Genomic DNA, 17,970 nt, shown 5'->3' on the forward strand with positions numbered 1-17,970 from the left:
GCGGTGGTGGCGGTGGTGGCGGCGGGGGGAACGGTGGTGGCGGCGGCGGTGGCGGGCCAAGCACCGGCACCGTGATGGGCGGCAGCCCAGGAATCTGAACCACCGTCTGCCCGATCGGCGGCGGAAGGCCCGGTATCCCAGCCGGTGGAGGCGGAGGTGGTGGCGGGATGCCGTTGGAGATCTGGATCGTGATGATCGAACCGGGAACCGTCTGCCCGGCCGGCGACGTGCCGACCACCGCGCCGTACGGTGCGGTGCTGTTCACCGGCGTCGACTCGTTGGCGACCTGGAAACCAGCATCGCGCAGCCGCGACCGCGCGCTGCTCTCGTTCATACCCGAGACACTCGGCACCCGAGAGCCTGGTGCGCCGTCGACGAACCGGGGGTCGGTCGGGGGCATCGTGACCGGGCCGAAGTTGTTGGCAATCGGCATCATCGCGCTGAACCATGTGCGGGCGGGTTCGTTACCGCCGAACAGGTTGCCGTCGCCGCCGCACTGGCGAAGCGGATAGGAACAAAGGGCCCCCGGCGCGGTCGAGTCGTCGTAGATGTAGTTGGCGGCGGCGTATTGATTGGTGAAGCCGAGGAAGCCCGCAGAGCGGCTGGCCTCGGTCGTACCGGTCTTGCCCGACATCGGCAGATTCCAACCGACCGAGCCCGCGGCCCCCGCGGCAGTGCCCGCGCCGGTGTCGTCCTTGCTCATCGCGTTGGCCAGGGTGTTGGCCAGGCCCTCTGGCACGACCTGTTCGCAGGTCTCGGTGGTCACCGACACCTGCTTGCCGTCGCGGTCGATCACCTCGGCGATGGGATTCGGCGGGCACCATGTGCCGCCGGACGCCAGCGTCGCCGCGACGTTCGACAACTCCAATGCGTTGACCTCGATGGGGCCCAGCGTGAAGGAACCGAGATTCTGTCGTTTGACGAAGTCGGCCAGGCTCTCGTTGCTCTCCGGGTCGTAGTCACGCGCGGTGCCGGGCAGCGCATAGGACCTCAGCCCCAGCTTGACCGCCATGTCGACGGTGCGCTGCACGCCCACCTGCGAGATCAGCTTGGCGAAAGCGGTGTTCGGTGAGGTGGCCAGCGCGTCCGTGACGCTCATGGTGCCGCGGTAGTTGCCGCCGTTCTGCACACACCATGTCGCGGGTGGGCAGCCCCTGGCGCCACCGCTACCCAGGCCCTTGGCCTGGAACCGAGCCGGCGCGTCGAGCTGAGCGTTGATGCCCATGCCCATGTCCATCGCGGCGGCGGTGGTGAAGATCTTGAAGACCGACCCTGCGCCGTCGCCGACCAGCGAGAAGGGCTGGGGCTGCATGGTCTCGCCGGCCTCCAGGTTCAGGCCGTAGGTGCGGTTGCTCGCCATCGCCACCACCGGGTGGGATTCCTTACCCGGCCTGATCACGCTCATCACGCTGGCGACGCCGTCGAGGTCGGGGCTCGCAATGTCGTTGATCGCCGCCTTCACCGGAATCTGCACATCGGGATCGAGGGTGGTCTTGATCAGGTAGCCGCCCCTTGCGACCTGGTCCTTGCTGATCCCGGCGCGCGCCAGGTATTCGAGGGCGTAGTCGCAGAAAAACGCGCGGTCACCGGCGGCGATGCAGCCGCGCGGCAGCTCTTTGGGCTGCGGCAGGACGCCAAGCGGCTGAGCCTTGGCCGCTTGCAGCGCTGTGGCCTCTTCGGGAATGTTTTCGATCATGGTGTCCAGCACCACGTTTCGGCGGGCCAGCGCGCCTTCGGGATTCGTGTAGGGGTTCAGTGTGCTGGTGGACTGCACCATGCCCGCCAGCAGCGCCGCCTGCTCCCAGTTCAGTTCGGAGGCATTGATGCCGAAGTACGTCTGCGCGGCGTCCTGCACCCCGAACGCGCCGTTGCCGAACGAGACGAGATTCAGATAGCGAGTCAGGATCTCGGGCTTGGTGAAGGTCTTGTCCAGCGTCAGGGCCATCCGGATCTCGCGCAGCTTGCGGGCCGGGGTGGTCTCGATGGCCGCACGCTTCTCCGCGTCGGTCTGCGCGATCACCAGCAACTGGTAGTTCTTCACGTACTGCTGCTCGATCGTGGAGCCACCGCGGGTGTCGAGGTTTCCGGACAGATAGCCCGAAAGGCCGGTCAGCGTGCCCTGCACGTCTACGCCGTTGTGCTCGGCGAACCGCTTGTCCTCGATCGAGACGATAGCCAGTTTCATGGTGTTGGCGATTTGGTCGCCGGGCACCTCGAACCGGCGCTGGTTGTAGAGCCACGCGATGACATTGCCCTTGGCGTCGACCATCGTCGATACCTGCGGCACTTCACCCTCGACCAGCTGCGCCGAACCGTTGGCCACGACATCGGAGGCCCGGTTCGAGACCAGTCCGAACCCCCCGACCACCGGAAACATCAATGCCGCGAGGACGACGCTGGCCAACAGACAGCACCACGCGAGCTTGATCACCGTGACCGCTGGTGGCGGCGGGGACGGTGGGCTTTCCGGCATGCGTACAGAGTAGCTAGCGGATCCTGACGGCAAAATTCGTAGATCCCGGGTCTCGGACGGCGCCGTTGTCAGCTCTCCGACCTGCGGGCGCGTAAATTTTGCTCAGAGTTTGCTTAAGGACTGCACGGTCGTCCCAAAAAAGTGGCCTCCTACGTATTGCGCAGAAGCGCCCTGACCACTTAAGTTGTCCTGACAGTGCGATGCAGGTCACACTAGACCCTCGCAAAGTGACGTAGAACGCACCATCGCGTTCTGCACCAGGAGAGTAAGCCGTCGTCGGGGGGCGGCCGGAACGAAGGGGAACGCTGGTGTCCGGTATGAGGCCCGCAGCGCGGAGGACGAGCATGACCATTACTGCCCCCAGTGTCGTGCCAGGTGCAGAAGCCGAGGCCCGCATCGCCTGGGTTTCACAGGCTCGGTGCCGCCAGGCTGACCCCGACGAGCTCTTTGTCCGCGGGGCCGCGCAGCGCAAAGCCGCGGTTATCTGCAGGCATTGCCCGGTAATCCTGGAATGCGGCGCCGACGCCCTCGACAATCGGGTGGAGTTCGGTGTGTGGGGAGGCATGACCGAACGTCAGCGCCGCGCCCTGCTCAAGCAGCACCCCGAGGTCGTTTCCTGGGCTGATTTCTTCGCCGCCCAGCGCAAGCACCGCAGCGCCGTCTAAGCCGCGGAAGTCTCGCCGGTGATCTGATCGGCGATCGCCCGCAACGCCTCCAGGTCGGAGACGTCGAACGGCAATGACGGCACACCCACGATCGCCACGTGCGGATTCGCGCCGGTGAAGCGCGACAGCAGCCTGATCTCCCGTTTGGACCGCCCGGCGCGGTCGGAGTGGATCCGAAGCACCGCCGCGGTCACCGAGTCGGGATCCGCGGCCTCCAGGGCATCTGCAGCCTCGTCTGCCTTGTCGGCATGCAGCGTCGACAACATCGGGTGGGTGCGGTTGAGGATCAGACCGGACAGCGGCATCTTCTCCTGCGAGAGGCGGTCGATGAAGAACGACGCCTCACGCAGCGCATCGGGTTCCGCGGCGGACACGACGACGAACTGGGTGCCGCGCCGCTTCAACAGTTCGTAGGTGCGGTCGGCCTTCTCCCGGAACCCGCCGAAGGTGGCATCTAGCGACTGGACGAAAGCCGCTGCATCGCCGAGCATCTGAGAGCCGAGCACTGTCGACAGAGCGCGCATGGCTAAACCCATCGCGCCGGTCACCAGTTTGCCGATGCCGCGACCGGGGCCAAGCAGCAACTTCCACAACCGGCTGTCCATGAAGCCGCCCAACCGTTTTGGAGCATCGAGGAAGTCGAGTGCGTTGCGGGACGGGGGTGTGTCGACCACGACGAGGTCCCACCGGTCTTCACCGAGCAATTGCCCGAGCTTCTCCATCGCCATGTATTCCTGTGTGCCTGCAAGCGACGTCGCGACGGTCTGATAGAACTGGTTGTCCAGAATCTCTTGTGCGCGATCAGGTCCGGAGTACTGGATCACCATTTCGTCGAATGTGCGACGCATGTCCAGCATCATCGCGTGCAGTTCGCCCGTCACCTCGGGAGCCAGCGGCACCCGCTGCGGCGTGTTGCCGAGATCCTTGATGCCGAGCGCCTGCGCCAGCCGCTTGGCAGGGTCGATCGTCAGCACCACGACCGTGCGGCCGTATTCGGCTGCGCGTAATGCCATCGCCGCGGCGGTGGTGGTCTTGCCGACACCGCCTGCGCCGCAACACACTACGACGCGATTAGAAGTGTCGGACAGGATCGAGGCCATGTCCAGTGCAGGTGGTGTGGTACTCATCGACTTCTCCTGCTTTGTCCGATTCGCAAGCTCATCGGACGCCTTGGTGGGCGAGTGCTTCGGCGAGTTCGTAAAGGCTGCCGAGATCCACACCATCGGAAATCTGCGGCAACTCTAGACGTGCCACGTCGAGCTCATCGAGCTGCTCGGCACTCTCGGCACGTGCCTGGATCCTGGTGGCATGCTGAATCGTCTCAGTCAGCAGACCCGCAAAGTCGCTGTCGGACAACGTGATTCCCGAATCGGTAAGTTCTGCGCGGACAGTGTCGGCGTCGATCACTCCCTCGGCGGCCTTGATCAGGTCGTCCGGGGGCAGGTACGCGGGGATGTTCCGGTTCACGATGACGCTGCCGATCGGCAGGCCCAACTCCTTGAGCTCGTCGATGGCTTCCAGAGTCTCCTGGATAGGCAGCGCCTCGAGCAGCGTCACCAGATGGATCGCCGTGAGGTCTGAGTGCAACACCTTGACGACGCTTTCGGCCTGTGAATGCACCGGGCCGCCCTTGGCCAGTTGCGAGACCGCCTTGGTGACGTCGAGGAACCTGGAGATGCGGCCCGTCGGTGGCGAGTCGACGACGATCGCGTCGTAAACGGGCTGCTTACCTTTGTCGGCGCGGGTGACGATCTCGCGGATCTTGCCGGTGAGCAGCACGTCACGCAGGCCGGGCGCGATCGTCGTGGCGAACTCGACCGCCCCGATCCGCCGCATGGCACGGCCGGCGATACCCAGGTTGTAGAACATGTCCAGGTACTCGAGGAACGCGGCCTCGGTGTCGATTGCCAGTGCGTTGACGGTGCCGCCGCCGTCCGCGGTGGCGATCTTGACCTCCTCATAGGGCAGCGGCGGCACGTCGAACAGCTGCGCGATACCTTGCCGCCCTTCGACTTCCACCAACAGCACCTTTCGACCGCCGGTGGCGAGCGCCAGCGCAAGCGAGGCGGCAATGGTCGACTTACCGGTTCCGCCCTTGCCGGTGACGAAGTGCAGTCGCGCCTTTGTCAGCCGCGACGGCCAACCGACCGCGCTGCGGTCCTCAGAGGTGGTGCCCACCCGTGCATGCTAACCAAGTGCGTATCGCTGACCGATAAGCTCAGCCACATGAGCGAACCGACCCGCTGGGAGTACGCCACCGTCCCGCTGCTTACGCATGCAACCAAACAGATCCTCGATCAGTGGGGTGAGGACGGCTGGGAGCTGGTCTCGGTGCTCCAGGGGCCGACCGGTGAGCAGCACGTCGCGTATCTCAAGCGACCTAAATGAGTGCCTCGGCCAGGCTCACCGAGCTGGGCATAAAGCTGCCCGACGTGGTGCAGCCCCTGGCGGCCTATGTGCCCGCGGTGCGCACGGGGAATCTGGTGTACACCGCGGGACAGCTGCCCATGGTGGCCGGAAGTCTGATTCAGGCCGGCAAGGTGGGCGCTGAGGTCGCGCCGGAGGACGGTAAGGCGCTGGCGCGGGTGTGTGCACTCAATGCGCTGGCCGCGGTTCATTCGCTGGTCGGGATCGATTCGGTGACCCGCGTGGTCAAGGTTGTCGGCTTCGTCGCTTCGGCCACCGGCTTCAACGGTCAACCGGGGGTCATCAACGGTGCGTCGGAGCTTTTCGGTGAGGTGTTCGGCGATGCCGGGGCGCATGCCCGGTCGGCGGTCGGGGTCTCGGAGCTGCCGCTGGACGCACCGGTCGAGGTCGAAGTGATTTTCGAGGTTGCGTGAACCTCGAGCACCCCGCGTATAAAAAACTCCGTCCGGTGACGGAGACCGCGTCGGTGCTGCTGTGCGACAACCCCGGCCTGCTGACCCTAGAGGGCACCAACACCTGGGTGCTGCGGGGTCCGGGCAGCGACGAGATGGTGATTGTCGACCCCGGGCCCGAGGACGACGAGCACATCGAACTGGTCGCGGGCCTGGGCAAGATCCCGTTGGTGCTCATCAGCCACAAACACGAGGATCACACCGGCGCCATCGACAAGCTCGTCGACCGCACCGGCGCCGTGGTCCGCTCGGTGCGCAGCGGGTTCCTGCGTGGCCTGGGCGGTCCGCTGACCGACGGCGAAGTCATCGACGCGGCCGGCCTGCGTATCAAGGTGATGGCCACTCCAGGGCATACCGCGGACTCGGTCTCGTTCCTGCTCGACGACGCGGTGCTGACCGCAGATACCGTGCTCGGCCGCGGCACGACCGTCATCGACAAAGAGGACGGCAACCTGCGGGAGTACCTGGAGTCGCTGCACCGGTTGCGCGGCGTCGGTCATCGGACGGTCCTGCCGGGCCACGGCCCCGATCTCGCCGACCTGGAAGCGGTGAGCGACATGTATCTGGCGCATCGCGAGGAGCGACTCGATCAGGTGCGGGCGGCGTTACGGGAAATCGGCGACGATGCCACCGCGCGACAGATCGTCGAACACGTGTATACCGACGTCGACGAAAAACTGTGGGACGCAGCGGAATGGAGCGTCCAAGCCCAGGTGAACTACCTACGTGCCGCAACAAGCTAGCGGGCGCGGCGGGCCAGGCGCTCGCTGTCGGAGATGAGAACGCTCTTGCCCTCCAGCCGGATCCAGCCGCGGTGGGCGAAATCGGCGAGCGCCTTGTTGACGGTCTCGCGCGATGCGCCGACGAGCTGGGCGATCTCCTCCTGGGTCAGGTCGTGCGTCACGCGCAGCGCGCCGCCCTCCTGAGTCCCGAACCGCTGCGCGAGCTGCAGCAGCTGCTTGGCCACCCGGCCGGGGACGTCGGTGAAGATCAGGTCGGCGAGGTTGTTGTTGGTGCGGCGGAGCCGGCGGGCCAGCACGCGCAACAGCTGCTCGGCGATCTCGGGTCGGTCGGCGATCCACGCGCGCAGGGCGTCGCGGTCCATGGACACGGCCCGCACATCGGTGATGGTGGTCGCGCTGGACGTCCGAGGGCCGGGGTCGAAGATCGACAGCTCGCCGAACATGTCCGACGGGCCCATGATCGTGAGCAGGTTCTCGCGGCCGTCCGGTGAACGTCGGCCGATCTTCACCTTGCCCGAAACGATGATGTAGAGCCGATCGCCGGGTTCACCTTCTGCGAACACAGTGTGCCCACGTGGGAAGTCAACGGGCTGCAATTGCTTCGTCAGCGCGGAAACCGCGCTGGGTTCGACTCCTTGGAAGATTCCGGCCCTCGCCAGGATCTCGTCCACGTTGCCCCTCTTAAGCTGTTGGCTGATATGACATGCGAAGGCCGACCTCTAAATGCTCGGCGAAATCAGTCTAGAGGTGAGACCCTTCGTGACCAGCCCACGCTACACACGATTGGGTTGTCGAGTCCGCTGAAATTCAGGATTGGCCGCGCTGTGCACCAAGACCCGTGTCGGCAAACGCTCACTATCGGGGGTCGGCTGATTGCCGTTGCGCTTGGGCCCCTGCCCGTTCAGGCGCCGATGCTGGCTGTCCAGGGCACGGCTCATGCCGTCTCGCGCAAGTGTGTTGACGTCGTCGGCCTCAGCTTGTTCGAAGAACGCCGCCACGTCGCTCGCCGAGACCGTGTCGCGGGAAAGGCTCGTTTCGAGTCGCTCCAGCGCGAAGGTTGCCATCATCAGCAACCCCGGTATCAGAGCCACGAGCAACCACGACACAAGGCTGAAGTAAACACGGCCAAGGTCTCAGCGGGATCACGAATTGTCACCGGTCCGCACAGGGTTTGTCTTGGTTTGTCTCGGTCGTGTCGGGGTCGCTCAGTACGCTGATTTTGTGACTGTGCCCAAGCGCGCCCGCAAAAGAGACGGCGAGACCCGCCTCGGTCTCATTCGCCGCGCCCGGCGAATGAATCGTGAGTTGGCACAGGCGTTTCCGCATGTGTACTGCGAGCTGGACTTCACGAATCCGCTCGAGCTGGCCGTCGCGACGATTCTGTCCGCCCAAAGTACCGACAAAGGGGTGAACCTCACCACCCCCGCGCTGTTCAAGAAGTACCGCTCCGCTTTGGACTATGCGCAGGCCGATCGCACGGAACTCGAGCAGATGGTCCGCCCCACCGGGTTCTATCGAAATAAGGCGAACTCGTTGATTCGGCTGGGCCAGGAACTCGTGGAGCGATTCGACGGCCAGGTGCCCGCGACCATGGAGGAACTCGTCACGCTGCCCGGCATCGGCCGCAAAACCGCCAACGTCATCCTTGGTAATGCCTTCGGAATTCCCGGCATCACCGTCGACACGCACTTCGGCAGGCTCGTCCGGCGCTGGCACTGGACGACTGAAGAGGACCCGGTGAAGGTCGAGCACGCCATCGGCGAGCTCATCGAGCGCAGCGAGTGGACCCTGTTGAGCCACCGGGTGATCTTTCACGGCCGCCGCGTCTGCCATGCCCGCAAGCCCGCGTGTGGTGTATGCGTCCTTGCCAAGGACTGCCCGTCCTTCGGCGCAGGCCCCACCGACCCGCTGATCGCGGCACCTCTGGTCAAAGGCCCCGAAACCGAACATCTGCTGGCGCTGGCCGGGCTCTAGCCGCCGTCCCTGTCCCGATGAATACTTCGACCCGATGGACCGTGGTGGTGATGGTCGTCGTCGTCGCCCTCGGCGTGGCGTTGTGGACCCAGCTCGGCGGCGACGAATCTGCGCCGGGTTCGACCGGGCCCGGCACCTCGCGCGACCGGCGTGACGCCGACACCGCCGAGGCGCTGGCGGGGCCACGGGCCCGTGCTGACCTGGCGTCATGTCCGGCACCCGGCACCGGGGCAGGCCCGGAGGCGTTGCGCGGCATCGTGCTGGAATGCGCGGGCGACGGGGCCAGCATCGATGTTGCCAAGGCGGTCGCCGGCCGCAACGTCGTGCTGAACCTGTGGGCCCACTGGTGTGCACCGTGCACCGAGGAACTGCCCGCGATGGCCGAGTACCAGCGGCGGGTTGGCGACGAGGTGACGGTGCTGACGGTGCATCAGGACGAGAACGAGACGGCGGCCCTGCTGCGCCTGGCCGAGCTGGGCGTACACCTGCCCACCCTGCAGGACGGCCGCCGCCGGATCGCGGCCGCACTGAAGGTTCCGAACGTCATGCCAGCGACGGTTGTGCTGCGTTCGGACGGTAGCGTTGCCGCGATCCTGCCGCGGTCGTTCGCCAACGCCGACGAGATTGCGGCCGCTGTCGATCCGCACTTGGGGAACAGTTAGGAGAGCCGCGTTGAGCTGGGCCAGCGACGGGAGTGAACTCGTTTCCCTCAACGCTGGTGCCGCCCCATCGTGGCTCAAGCCGCTGGTCGACAACGCCAAGGACATCAGACACGCCTATCGGAGGCGGGTGCCTCCCGAGGTGCTTGCGATGGTCACCGCAGCGAACACCAAGGCCGCCGTCACCGGAGCACGACGTGATGCCGCGGTGCTGGTGCTGTTCTCCGGCCCGTCCGACGCCCAGTCCCCCAGCGTTCCGGACGAGGCCGACCTGCTCGTGACGGTGCGCGCGTCCACCCTGCGCCACCACGCCGGACAAGCCGCATTTCCAGGCGGGGCGGCCGACCCCGGCGACAGCGGCCCGGTGTACACCGCCCTGCGCGAGGCCAACGAGGAAACCGGGATTGACGTGGGCCGATTGCAGCCGCTGGCCACTCTCGAGCAGATGTTCATCCCGCCGTCGGGCTTCCACGTCGTGCCGGTGCTCGCGTACTCGCCCGACCCAGGGCCGGTGGCAGTGGTAGACGAGTCCGAGACAGCGGTCGTTGCTCGCGTCCCGGTCCGCGCCTTCATCAATCCCGAGAACCGAATCATGGTCTACCGCAAGGAGAACACGCGTCGTGCTGCCGGTCCGGCGTTCCTGCTGAACGAGATGCTGGTGTGGGGGTTCACCGGGCAGGTGGTCTCTGCGATGCTCGACGTCGCCGGTTGGGCCCAGCCGTGGAACACCGACGACATACGGGAACTGGAGGACGCGATGGCTCTCGTCGGACGAGACGGCGGTGCTGCCGGTTAGGGTAGGGCCCAATCATGACTTCGTCGCAGTGGCTCGACCTCGCCGTCCTGGCGGTCGCCTTCATCGCCGCCATCTCTGGCTGGCGCTCGGGCGCGCTGGGGTCGCTGCTGTCATTTGTCGGCGTGGTGCTCGGCGCGGTGGCCGGCGTGCTGCTGGCCCCGCACGTGGTCGCCAACATCGATGGTCCCCGCACGAAGCTGTTCGTCACCTTGTTTCTGATCCTGGCGCTGGTTGTCGTCGGTGAGATCGCAGGCGTCGTGCTGGGCCGGGCGGTGCGCGGGGCCATTCGCAACTCCGGGATGCGGACGCTGGACTCGACGATCGGCGTGGTGCTGCAGATCGTCGCGGTGCTGGTCGCCGCCTGGATGCTTACCTACCCCCTGCAGACCTCGGATCAGCCGAACCTGGCCGCCGCCGTGCGTGGCTCGGTGGTGCTCAAGGAGGTCGACGACGTCGCGCCCGGGTGGCTGAGGTCCGTGCCCACCCGACTCTCGGCGCTGCTGGACACCTCAGGCCTGCCCGACGTACTGCAGCCGTTCGGGCGCACTCCGATAGTCGCCGTCGACGCTCCCGACGCTGCGCTGGCCGCAGACCCCGTCGTCGCGGCGACGCGGCCGAGCGTCGTGAAGATCCGCGGCGTCGCTCCCGGGTGCCAGAAAGTGCTCGAGGGCACCGGGTTCGTGGTCGCACCCAACCGGGTGATGTCGAACGCGCATGTTGTCGCGGGAGCGGAGAGCGCGACCGTGGAGGTCGACGGCCGGACCTACGACGCATACGTGGTGTCTTACGATCCGCAGGCCGACATCTCGATACTCGACGTGCCGGAGTTGTCCGCCGCGCCACTGCAGTTCGCACAGGGCGAGGCCGCCACTGGGACGGATGCCGTCGTGATGGGCTACCCGGGTGGCGGCGACTTCGCGGCCACGCCGGCCCGTATCCGGGAGACCATCGAACTCAACGGCCCCGACATCTACCGCAGCACCACCGTCACCCGTCAGGTGTACACCATCAGAGGCAATGTGCGACAAGGTAATTCGGGTGGACCCATGATCGACCGCAACGGAAAGGTGCTCGGTGTCGTGTTCGGCGCGGCGGTCGACGACGCAGATACCGGCTTCGTGCTGACCGCCGAGGAGGTCAACCGTCAGCTCGAGAAGATCAACAGCACCCAGCGTGTCCCCACCGGCGCCTGCGTTACCTGATCAAGCGCCGTACACCTGCGAGACAAAGCGCGACAGCTGGTCGTTCACTGCATCCGGTGCTTCCTCATGGGCGAAATGTCCTGCGCCGGCGATGGAGACGTAGCGGCCGTGCGGTGCGTAGTGTTGCGTCCGGTACACCGGATCGGCGAGGACATACGGGTCGACATCACCGCGTAGGTGTAGCACGGGAACGTTGATCGGCCGCTTCATCGAGCGCATGAACCGCCTGCCTTCACCGCGGAACTGGCTACGCACCGCCCAACGCTGGTACTCCAGCGCCGAATGCGCCGCCGACGGGATCTGGATCGCTCGCCGCATGTGCGAGATCGTCTCGGAGAAGTCTTCGGAGGCAACCCATTTCCCGCTGGATCGGCTGCGGACCAGCTGCTCGAGCTCCTCACCGTTGTGGCGCGTCAACGTGTGCTCGGGCCACGACGGCACCTGGTAACGCAGCATCCACGGCAAAAGCGCCCGGCCCTGGTCGCGTCGCGTCAAAACCGAAGCCCGCAGCGCGACCGGGTGCGGCGAGCTGACGACCGCGATCGCCCGCACCATTCGCGGATGCAGCACGGACGTCGCCCAGCAGACCAGCCCGCCGTCGGCGTGCCCCACCAGCGTTGCGGACTTGTGGCCGAGTGCCCGCACCAGCCCGGCGGTATCGCCGGCGAGCGTCCAGCCGTCGTAACCGCGTGGCGGTTTGTCGCTGCCGCCGTAGCCACGCAGGTCAACGGCGACCACCCGGGCGCCGGTCAGGCCGCGCAACTGGTGACGCCACGACCACCAGAACGACCCGAATCCGTGCAGGAGGATGACCAGCGGCCGTTCCGTAGCCGGAGCTGCGCCGGCAGCGACATCAGACCAAGCGGTCGATTGATTTTGGTCCGCTTCCACCACATGGAAACGAATTCCGTTGGCGTGCACCTCTAGATGACGCCACGGACCGTCGATGCGAACGATCGACGGATCGGGCGGCATTTACCAGCCCGACGGATCAGAAGTCGATGCCGGCTTCCCGGACTTTCCTTCGCCTGCCGGCTCGATCGTCGCCGCAGCCTTGTCGTGGCCGGGTGTCAGCGCCTCCGGGAGTTCCCTGACCGATTCGATGGTCTTCTGCGGGCCCCTGATTCGGCGCACCTTGAGGTAGCCGAGCAGCGCGAAGATCGCGGTCACCACGACCATCACCCCGAACACGATCAAGAACGCCGCCCACCGCCACAGCCAGGTATCGAGCAGCTCGGCGGCGAAAAAGAAGAAAAAGAAGGTTGAGTAGAACAGCACCACCAGGGCGAGGATGAAGAAGACGCTGCCGGTGAGGCCCTTCTTGACGTCGCGGGTGATCTCGGCCTTGGCCAGTGCCACCTCGGCGCGCACCAGCGTGGACACCTGTGCGGTGGCGTCCTTGACGAGATCGCCGATGGACGGGTCGGGCTTGGGAGCGTGCGGGTCGACCAGTGGTATCGAGGTCACGGTGGTCGGCACGCCATTCCTGCGATCGCTCACGGACAGTTCCTCCCGCATTCATGTCGGTCTGCGGTTCATGTTGCCATGTCGCGCGCGGTCAAACGATTCCGGCCGACGTTAGACTGACAAGGTCGAATGGATCGCAGGTCGGGCGTACCGAGGAGGTATTGCAGTTGAGGAGCAGCGGTTGCTGCCTGCGGATTCCAGTGGTGATCGCGGCGCTGATTGCAGTGCTGTTATCCGCCGCCGCACCCGCTCAGGCCCAGGATCGGATCACTTTGGGTGGCGGTTCTGGTTTGGTCGTCAACGGTGAGGCGTTGTGCACGCTCACCACGATCGGCAACGACAACCGAGGCGACCTGATCGGCTTCACGTCCGCGCACTGCGGTGGTCCCGGCGCGCAAGTGAGCGCGGAGGGTCATGAGAACGCCGGTGTACTCGGCGAGATGGTGGCAGGCAACGATCTCCTCGACTACGCGGTCATCAAGTTCGACCCGCAGAAGGTGCGCCCGGTCAACAACGTCGACGGATTTCAGATCGATGGACTCGGCCCGGACCCCCTCGTCGGCGACGTGGCATGCAAGCTGGGCCGCACCACCGGGTACTCCTGCGGCATCACCTGGGGGCCGGGCGACGAGCCGGGCACCTTCATCAATCAGGTGTGCGGTCAGCCGGGTGACTCCGGTGCGCCGGTGACGGTCAACAACCGGCTGGTCGGCATGATCCACGGGGCGTTCTCCGAGGAACTCCCGACCTGCGTCATCAAGTACATCCCGTTGCACACACCCGCGGTGAACATGTCGTTCAACACGCAGTTGGCCGACATCGTCGCGAAGAACCGGCCCGGGTCCGGCTTCGTTCCGGTCGGCGCCGCCCCCGTGGCTTGACTAGGACTCGGCCTTACTGGCGCGGATCGCCTCGAACACGTTGGGATCCACCAGAGTTGAGGTGTCACCGAGTTCCCGTCCTTCGGCGACATCGCGTAGCAGTCGGCGCATGATCTTGCCGCTACGGGTCTTCGGCAGCTCGGGCACGACGTGGATCTCCCTGGGCCTGGCGATCTTGCCGATGTCCTTCGCAACGTGTTCGCGAAGTTCGTGTGCCATGTCATCGTCGTCGCGGTGCTTGGCATGCGACTCGAGGATGACGAACGCGCAGATGCCCTGACCGGTGGTCTCGTCGTTGGCGCCGACGACGGCCGCTTCGGCCACGCCGGAATGACCGACGAGCGCCGACTCCACCTCGGTGGTCGAAATCCGGTGTCCCGAAACGTTCATCACGTCGTCGATGCGGCCAAGCAGCCAGATCGAATCGTCGGAGTCGACCCGTGCGCCGTCGCCCGCGAAGTACCAACCCTGCTTTCCGTAGCGGGACCAGTACGTCTCCTTGTACCGCTCCGGGTCACCCCAGATGCCGCGCAGCATCGCCGGCCACGGCTTGTCCAGCACGAGATAGCCCGTGACGTGCTCGGCCTCGTCGGCGCCGGGCACCAACTCGCGTCCCTCCTCGTCGACGATCATCGCCGAGATGCCGGGAAGCGGCTTCATCGCCGACCCCGGTTTGGCTTCGGTGACGCCGGGCAGTGGCGAAATCATGATCGCCCCGGTCTCCGTCTGCCACCAGGTGTCGACGATCGGAGTTCTGTTGCTGCCGAATGCATTCCGATACCACCGCCAGGCCTCCGGGTTGATGGGCTCACCGACCGACCCCAGTAGCCGAAGACTCGACAGATCGTGGGCATCGGGGTATTCACGACCCCACTTCATGAACATGCGGACCAGCGTCGGCGCCGTGTAATAAATGGTGACGCCGTACTTCTCGATGATTTCGAAGTGCCTGTGTTCGTTCGGCGAGTTCGGTGTGCCCTCGTAGACCACTTGCGTTGCGCCGTTCGACAAGGGCCCATAGACGATGTAGCTGTGGCCGGTGACCCAGCCGATGTCGGCGGTGCACCAGTACACGTCGGTCTCGGGTTTGAGGTCGAAGACGTTGTGGTGCGTGTACGACGTCTGGGTCAGGTACCCACCTGTGGTGTGCATGATGCCCTTGGGCTTACCGGTGGTTCCCGACGTGTACAGCAGAAACAGTGGGTGTTCGGAATCGAACGCTTCCGGTGTGTGCTCCGGTGATGCCGGTTCGACGGTGTCGTGCCACCACAGGTCGCGGCCCTCGGTCCACGGGGTGTCAATGCCGGTGCGCCGCACGACGAGAACGTGCTCGACGGACTCCTGGCCTTTGCAGGCCTCGTCGACCGCCTCCTTCAGCGACACGGCCTGACCGCGACGGAACTGCCCGTCGCTGGTGATGACCAGCTTGGCTTCGGCATCGGAGATGCGGGCCGCGAGCGCGGTCGCGGAGAAACCGGCGAAGACGACCGAATGCATGATGCCCAGCCGGGCGCACGCCAGCATGGAGACGATCGCCTCGGGCAGCATCGGCATATAGATGGCGACGCGGTCCCCGGCGACCAGGCCCATCTCGGTCAGCGCGTTGGCGGCCTTGCAGACGTCGGCCTGCAGTTGCGCGTAGGTGATCTCTCGGGTGTCGTCGACCGGTTCGCCCTGCCAGTGGATCGCGACCCGGTCGCCGTTGCCTGCCTCGACGTGGCGGTCGACGCAGTTGTAGGCGACGTTGAGCTTGCCGCCGACGAACCATTTGGCGAAGGGTGCCTCCGACCAGTCCAGCACCTCGGTGAACGGGGTGTCCCATGACAGCCGCTCGGCCTGCTTGGCCCAGAAGGCCAGCCGGTCGGCCTCGGCTTCGCTGTACATCTCCTCGGTCGCGTTTGCCTGCGCGGCGAACTCCTCGGAGGGGGGATAGACGGACGGAACATCGGTCTGCTTCGTCGAAGAGCCAGTCATGTCTGTGAGCGTAGTCACCAATTCAGGCGATCACGCAGGCAAGTCACAGCTCGCTCCGCGGGCGGCGCGTGGTGCGCGCCGAACGTCATGACAGACGGGCCCAGCGGTCGGCTAGCGTGTGCTGGCGTGACCGCCGCCGACCCGTTGGCCCCGTTGGCCGACCTGCCCGGGGTGGCCGATGCATGTGCGGAAGCCAGCGAGGCATTGGGCCGCGCGCACCGGCACCGCGCCAACCTACGCGGGTGGCCGGCGAACGCGGCCGAGGCGGCATTGCGGGCGGCGAGGGCGTCATCCGTTCTGGACGGTGGGTCGCTGCAGTTGTCCGAAGCGGGTCCAGATCCGGTCCTTGCCGGCGCCCTGCGGGTATCCGAAGCGCTGGAGGGTGGCGCGACCTCGTTGGTCGGTGTGTGGCAACGCGCTCCGCTGCAGGCCATCGCGCGGCTGCACGCGCTGGCCGCCGCCGATATCGCCGACGACGAAGGGCTCGGGCGACCGCGCCCGGACATCGATGCCGGCCATCGACTAGAACTACTGGCGGATGTCGTGACCGGCGGTATCGGTGGGTCGACGCGAAGCCGGGGTGTGCCCGCGCCCGTGCTCGCGTCCGTCGTGCACGGTGAACTGCTGACGCTGGCCCCGTTCGGCACCGCCGACGGAGTGGTGGCTCGGGCAGTTTCGCGACTGGTGACGATGTCAAGCGGATTGGATCCGCACGGACTCGGTGTGCCCGAGGTCTATTGGATGCGCCAGTCCGGTGACTACCGCGCTGCCGCGCGGGGCTTCGCGTCCGGGACTCCGGACGGCCTCACGGCCTGGGTGCTGATGACCTGTCGCGCGCTGCACGCAGGTGCCCGGGAGGCAATGTCCATTGCGCAGGGCGGGCCCGGAGAGGGCTCCGCAGCAAAGTAAAGCGGGCGACGCTCCGAACTAATTCGGCTCGCCGCCCGCTAGCACGGAGACCGGTTACCATGCGTGCTCTCGTGGGTTGCGTGGGTGGCCTCGGCGTCTTGTCGATGCGCTTCGGTTTCAACCCCACCCAAGGGGCTGTCGTAACCGTCCGCTTCCGCAACTACGCAGGCCCGCAACACTTTTGCCTATTCCGCGGCATGTGCGCCGCGTGGGTGCCGGGTTCCGTGCTGGGGAGCCTGATTTGGGAGATCCGAGCCTTCTCTTCCGGCTCGGCCTTGGCCTAACCAAGCTTCCGTGACTCCTTTGTACTCCGTGACCGCGGTCACATCAAGGGGCAAATCCGGCGTGACTCCAGATTGTTACGCGCGGTGCTGGCCGACCCGGCGCGGATACCGTCACACGGTCCGGTCAGAACGCGAAGCGACGCAACAGCGAGTAGGTAAGCGCGCCGGCGGCCAGTGCGCTCACGCCGACTGCGGCGGTCGTTGCCATGGCGGCTCCCGACGGCGCCGGGATGCGGTCGCGCAACGACACCGGCTTGGAGAACGTCAGCACCGGCCAACCCCGCGCGGAAGCTTCTTTGCGCAACGTGCGATCCGGGTTTACCACGGTGGGGTGTCCGACCACCTCGAGCATCGGCACGTCGGTGACCGAATCCGAATAGGCATAACAGTGCTCGAGCGCGTATCCCTCGCGGGCGGCAAGCTCGCGAATCGCCTCCACCTTGCCCTCGCCGAAACAGTAGAACGCGATCTCGCCGGTGTACTTGCCGTCGTCGACGACCATCCGGGTGGCCATGGCATGCGTGGCTCCGAGGGCACGGGCGATCGGAGCAACAATTTCCTCGCCAGAGGCCGAAACCACCACCACATCGCGCCCGCACAGTTTGTGATCGGCGATGAGTTCGGCCGCCTCGGCGAAGACCAGAGGATTGACGATCTCATGAAGTGTCTCGCCGACGATCGACTTCACCTGCTCGACGTCCCAACCGGTGCACATGTTGGTCAGATACGAGCGCATCCGGTCCATCTGATCGTGGTCCGCACCCGACATCAGGAAGAGGAACTGCGCGTAGGCCGACTTCAAAACCGTCCGCCGATTGATTAGCCCTTGGTCGAAGAAAGGTTTGCTGAAAGCCAAAGTGCTCGATTTCGCGATGACCGTTTTATCAAGATCGAAGAAGGCTGCGGTGCGGATCGGTTTGTTAGCCGACGGCATAGTCCGCGGTGCACTGGACCCCGCTGTCCCGGGGTGCGAAGCGGCCACAGCACCAGCATAGGGGCGGGCGCCAGACCCCAGCCGGGAGGCCGTATGAAATGACAGTCTCCGACAGGTGCCGGTGACTGCA

Annotated in this window: 19 protein-coding genes; 10 read left to right on the forward strand and 9 right to left on the reverse strand. The window is 65.9% G+C overall.

The features are described 5' to 3' along the window. The coding region (locus CSQ99_RS20305; protein ID WP_141562707.1) for a penicillin-binding protein at nt 1-2,473 on the reverse strand (2,473 nt) is incomplete at its 3' end. Nucleotides 2,474-2,781: 308 nt separating this feature from the next. Between CSQ99_RS20305 and CSQ99_RS20310 the strand changes: the two genes are divergently transcribed. Further along, nucleotides 2,782-3,138 carry a WhiB family transcriptional regulator gene (locus CSQ99_RS20310; protein WP_099040819.1) on the forward strand — a complete coding sequence of 119 codons (357 nt, stop codon included), beginning with the start codon at nt 2,782-2,784 and terminating at the stop codon, nt 3,136-3,138. On the opposite strand, the gene bagB is transcribed toward CSQ99_RS20310, so the two are convergent. Together bagB and bagA are read right to left on the reverse strand one after the other, a co-directional pair. Beyond that, complete coding sequence (gene bagB, locus CSQ99_RS20315; protein WP_099040820.1) at nt 3,135-4,265, reverse strand: ATPase BagB; 1,131 nt, start codon at nt 4,263-4,265, stop codon at nt 3,135-3,137. The genes CSQ99_RS20310 and bagB overlap by 4 nt on opposite strands. Before the next feature lie 31 nt (nt 4,266-4,296). Further along, a complete protein-coding gene (gene bagA / locus CSQ99_RS20320) occupies nt 4,297-5,316 on the reverse strand; it encodes an ATPase BagA (protein ID WP_099040821.1) in 1,020 nt (339 codons plus the stop codon). 48 nt (nt 5,317-5,364) lie between these two features. Here bagA and sp36 point away from each other — a divergent pair, with 48 nt between their 5' ends. The 3 genes from sp36 to CSQ99_RS20335 are packed head-to-tail and all read left to right on the forward strand — an operon-like array spanning nt 5,365 to nt 6,760. Next, nucleotides 5,365-5,526 carry a Sp36 family protein gene (gene sp36 / locus CSQ99_RS20325; RefSeq protein ID WP_006243873.1) on the forward strand — a complete coding sequence of 54 codons (162 nt, stop codon included), beginning with the start codon at nt 5,365-5,367 and terminating at the stop codon, nt 5,524-5,526. Further along, the gene (locus tag CSQ99_RS20330) at nt 5,523-5,978 is read left to right on the forward strand and encodes a RidA family protein (RefSeq protein ID WP_099040822.1); all 456 of its coding nucleotides are present in this window, start codon (nt 5,523-5,525) and stop codon (nt 5,976-5,978) included. The genes sp36 and CSQ99_RS20330 overlap by 4 nt, the downstream gene beginning before the upstream one ends. Beyond that, a complete protein-coding gene (locus tag CSQ99_RS20335; protein WP_099040823.1) occupies nt 5,975-6,760 on the forward strand; it encodes an MBL fold metallo-hydrolase in 786 nt (261 codons plus the stop codon). The genes CSQ99_RS20330 and CSQ99_RS20335 overlap by 4 nt, the downstream gene beginning before the upstream one ends. On the opposite strand, the gene crp is transcribed toward CSQ99_RS20335, so the two are convergent. Then, on the reverse strand, nt 6,757-7,431 hold the full coding sequence (gene crp, locus CSQ99_RS20340) for a cAMP-activated global transcriptional regulator CRP (protein WP_014210546.1): 675 nt from the start codon (nt 7,429-7,431) through the stop codon (nt 6,757-6,759). The genes CSQ99_RS20335 and crp overlap by 4 nt on opposite strands. A gap of 102 nt (nt 7,432-7,533) precedes the next feature. Continuing rightward, on the reverse strand, nt 7,534-7,827 hold the full coding sequence (locus CSQ99_RS20345) for a hypothetical protein (protein WP_245909010.1): 294 nt from the start codon (nt 7,825-7,827) through the stop codon (nt 7,534-7,536). A gap of 226 nt (nt 7,828-8,053) precedes the next feature. On the opposite strand from CSQ99_RS20345, the gene nth reads away from it, so the two are divergent. From nth to marP, 4 genes are read left to right on the forward strand one after another with little or no spacing between them, the layout of a single operon-like run. Next, nucleotides 8,054-8,734: an endonuclease III gene (gene nth / locus CSQ99_RS20350; protein WP_176561122.1), complete on the forward strand. Its 681-nt coding sequence runs from the start codon at nt 8,054-8,056 to the stop codon at nt 8,732-8,734. Nucleotides 8,735-8,751: 17 nt separating this feature from the next. After that, nucleotides 8,752-9,396 carry a TlpA family protein disulfide reductase gene (locus CSQ99_RS20355; RefSeq protein ID WP_099040826.1) on the forward strand — a complete coding sequence of 215 codons (645 nt, stop codon included), beginning with the start codon at nt 8,752-8,754 and terminating at the stop codon, nt 9,394-9,396. A 10-nt stretch (nt 9,397-9,406) separates the two neighbouring features. Then, on the forward strand, nt 9,407-10,189 hold the full coding sequence (locus CSQ99_RS20360; RefSeq protein ID WP_099040827.1) for an NUDIX hydrolase: 783 nt from the start codon (nt 9,407-9,409) through the stop codon (nt 10,187-10,189). Between the two features lie 14 nt (nt 10,190-10,203). Beyond that, the gene (gene marP / locus CSQ99_RS20365; protein WP_099040828.1) at nt 10,204-11,391 is read left to right on the forward strand and encodes an acid resistance serine protease MarP; all 1,188 of its coding nucleotides are present in this window, start codon (nt 10,204-10,206) and stop codon (nt 11,389-11,391) included. On the opposite strand, the gene CSQ99_RS20370 is transcribed toward marP, so the two are convergent. Both CSQ99_RS20370 and CSQ99_RS20375 read right to left on the reverse strand, forming a co-directional pair. Further along, the gene (locus CSQ99_RS20370; RefSeq protein WP_099040829.1) at nt 11,392-12,366 is read right to left on the reverse strand and encodes an alpha/beta fold hydrolase; all 975 of its coding nucleotides are present in this window, start codon (nt 12,364-12,366) and stop codon (nt 11,392-11,394) included. Beyond that, entirely contained in the window at nt 12,367-12,897 is a 531-nt protein-coding gene (locus CSQ99_RS20375) for a phage holin family protein (protein ID WP_099040879.1), read from the reverse strand. Between the two features lie 128 nt (nt 12,898-13,025). On the opposite strand from CSQ99_RS20375, the gene CSQ99_RS20380 reads away from it, so the two are divergent. Then, nucleotides 13,026-13,739, forward strand: coding sequence for a S1 family peptidase (locus tag CSQ99_RS20380; protein WP_099040880.1), 714 nt, complete (start codon nt 13,026-13,028; stop codon nt 13,737-13,739). Here CSQ99_RS20380 and acs read toward each other — a convergent pair whose 3' ends face one another. Next, the gene (gene acs, locus CSQ99_RS20385; RefSeq protein WP_099040830.1) at nt 13,740-15,713 is read right to left on the reverse strand and encodes an acetate--CoA ligase; all 1,974 of its coding nucleotides are present in this window, start codon (nt 15,711-15,713) and stop codon (nt 13,740-13,742) included. Between the two features lie 87 nt (nt 15,714-15,800). Here acs and CSQ99_RS20390 point away from each other — a divergent pair, with 87 nt between their 5' ends. Continuing rightward, nucleotides 15,801-16,622: a Fic family protein gene (locus CSQ99_RS20390; protein WP_099040831.1), complete on the forward strand. Its 822-nt coding sequence runs from the start codon at nt 15,801-15,803 to the stop codon at nt 16,620-16,622. Between the two features lie 408 nt (nt 16,623-17,030). On the opposite strand, the gene CSQ99_RS20400 is transcribed toward CSQ99_RS20390, so the two are convergent. Next, nucleotides 17,031-17,840: an HAD-IB family hydrolase gene (locus CSQ99_RS20400; protein ID WP_099040832.1), complete on the reverse strand. Its 810-nt coding sequence runs from the start codon at nt 17,838-17,840 to the stop codon at nt 17,031-17,033. Nucleotides 17,841-17,970: the final 130 nt, after the last annotated feature.

It is taken from the genome of Mycobacterium neglectum (genome assembly GCF_002591975.1).
In the GTDB taxonomy this organism is placed as follows: Bacteria; Actinomycetota; Actinomycetes; order Mycobacteriales; family Mycobacteriaceae; genus Mycobacterium; species Mycobacterium neglectum.

Excerpts from the sequence above, each read along its gene's own strand:
- bagB (WP_099040820.1), bottom strand. The coding sequence starts at position 4,265 with ATGAGTACCACACCACCTGCACTGGACATGGCCTCGATCCTGTCCGAC.
- sp36 (WP_006243873.1), top strand. The coding sequence starts at position 5,365 with ATGAGCGAACCGACCCGCTGGGAGTACGCCACCGTCCCGCTGCTTACG.
- CSQ99_RS20330 (WP_099040822.1), top strand. The coding sequence starts at position 5,523 with ATGAGTGCCTCGGCCAGGCTCACCGAGCTGGGCATAAAGCTGCCCGAC.
- CSQ99_RS20345 (WP_245909010.1), bottom strand. The coding sequence starts at position 7,827 with ATGATGGCAACCTTCGCGCTGGAGCGACTCGAAACGAGCCTTTCCCGC.
- nth (WP_176561122.1), top strand. The coding sequence starts at position 8,054 with ATGAATCGTGAGTTGGCACAGGCGTTTCCGCATGTGTACTGCGAGCTG.
- CSQ99_RS20355 (WP_099040826.1), top strand. The coding sequence starts at position 8,752 with ATGAATACTTCGACCCGATGGACCGTGGTGGTGATGGTCGTCGTCGTC.
- marP (WP_099040828.1), top strand. The coding sequence starts at position 10,204 with ATGACTTCGTCGCAGTGGCTCGACCTCGCCGTCCTGGCGGTCGCCTTC.
- CSQ99_RS20370 (WP_099040829.1), bottom strand. The coding sequence starts at position 12,366 with ATGCCGCCCGATCCGTCGATCGTTCGCATCGACGGTCCGTGGCGTCAT.
- acs (WP_099040830.1), bottom strand. The coding sequence starts at position 15,713 with ATGACTGGCTCTTCGACGAAGCAGACCGATGTTCCGTCCGTCTATCCC.
- CSQ99_RS20390 (WP_099040831.1), top strand. The coding sequence starts at position 15,801 with ATGACAGACGGGCCCAGCGGTCGGCTAGCGTGTGCTGGCGTGACCGCC.
- CSQ99_RS20400 (WP_099040832.1), bottom strand. The coding sequence starts at position 17,840 with ATGCCGTCGGCTAACAAACCGATCCGCACCGCAGCCTTCTTCGATCTT.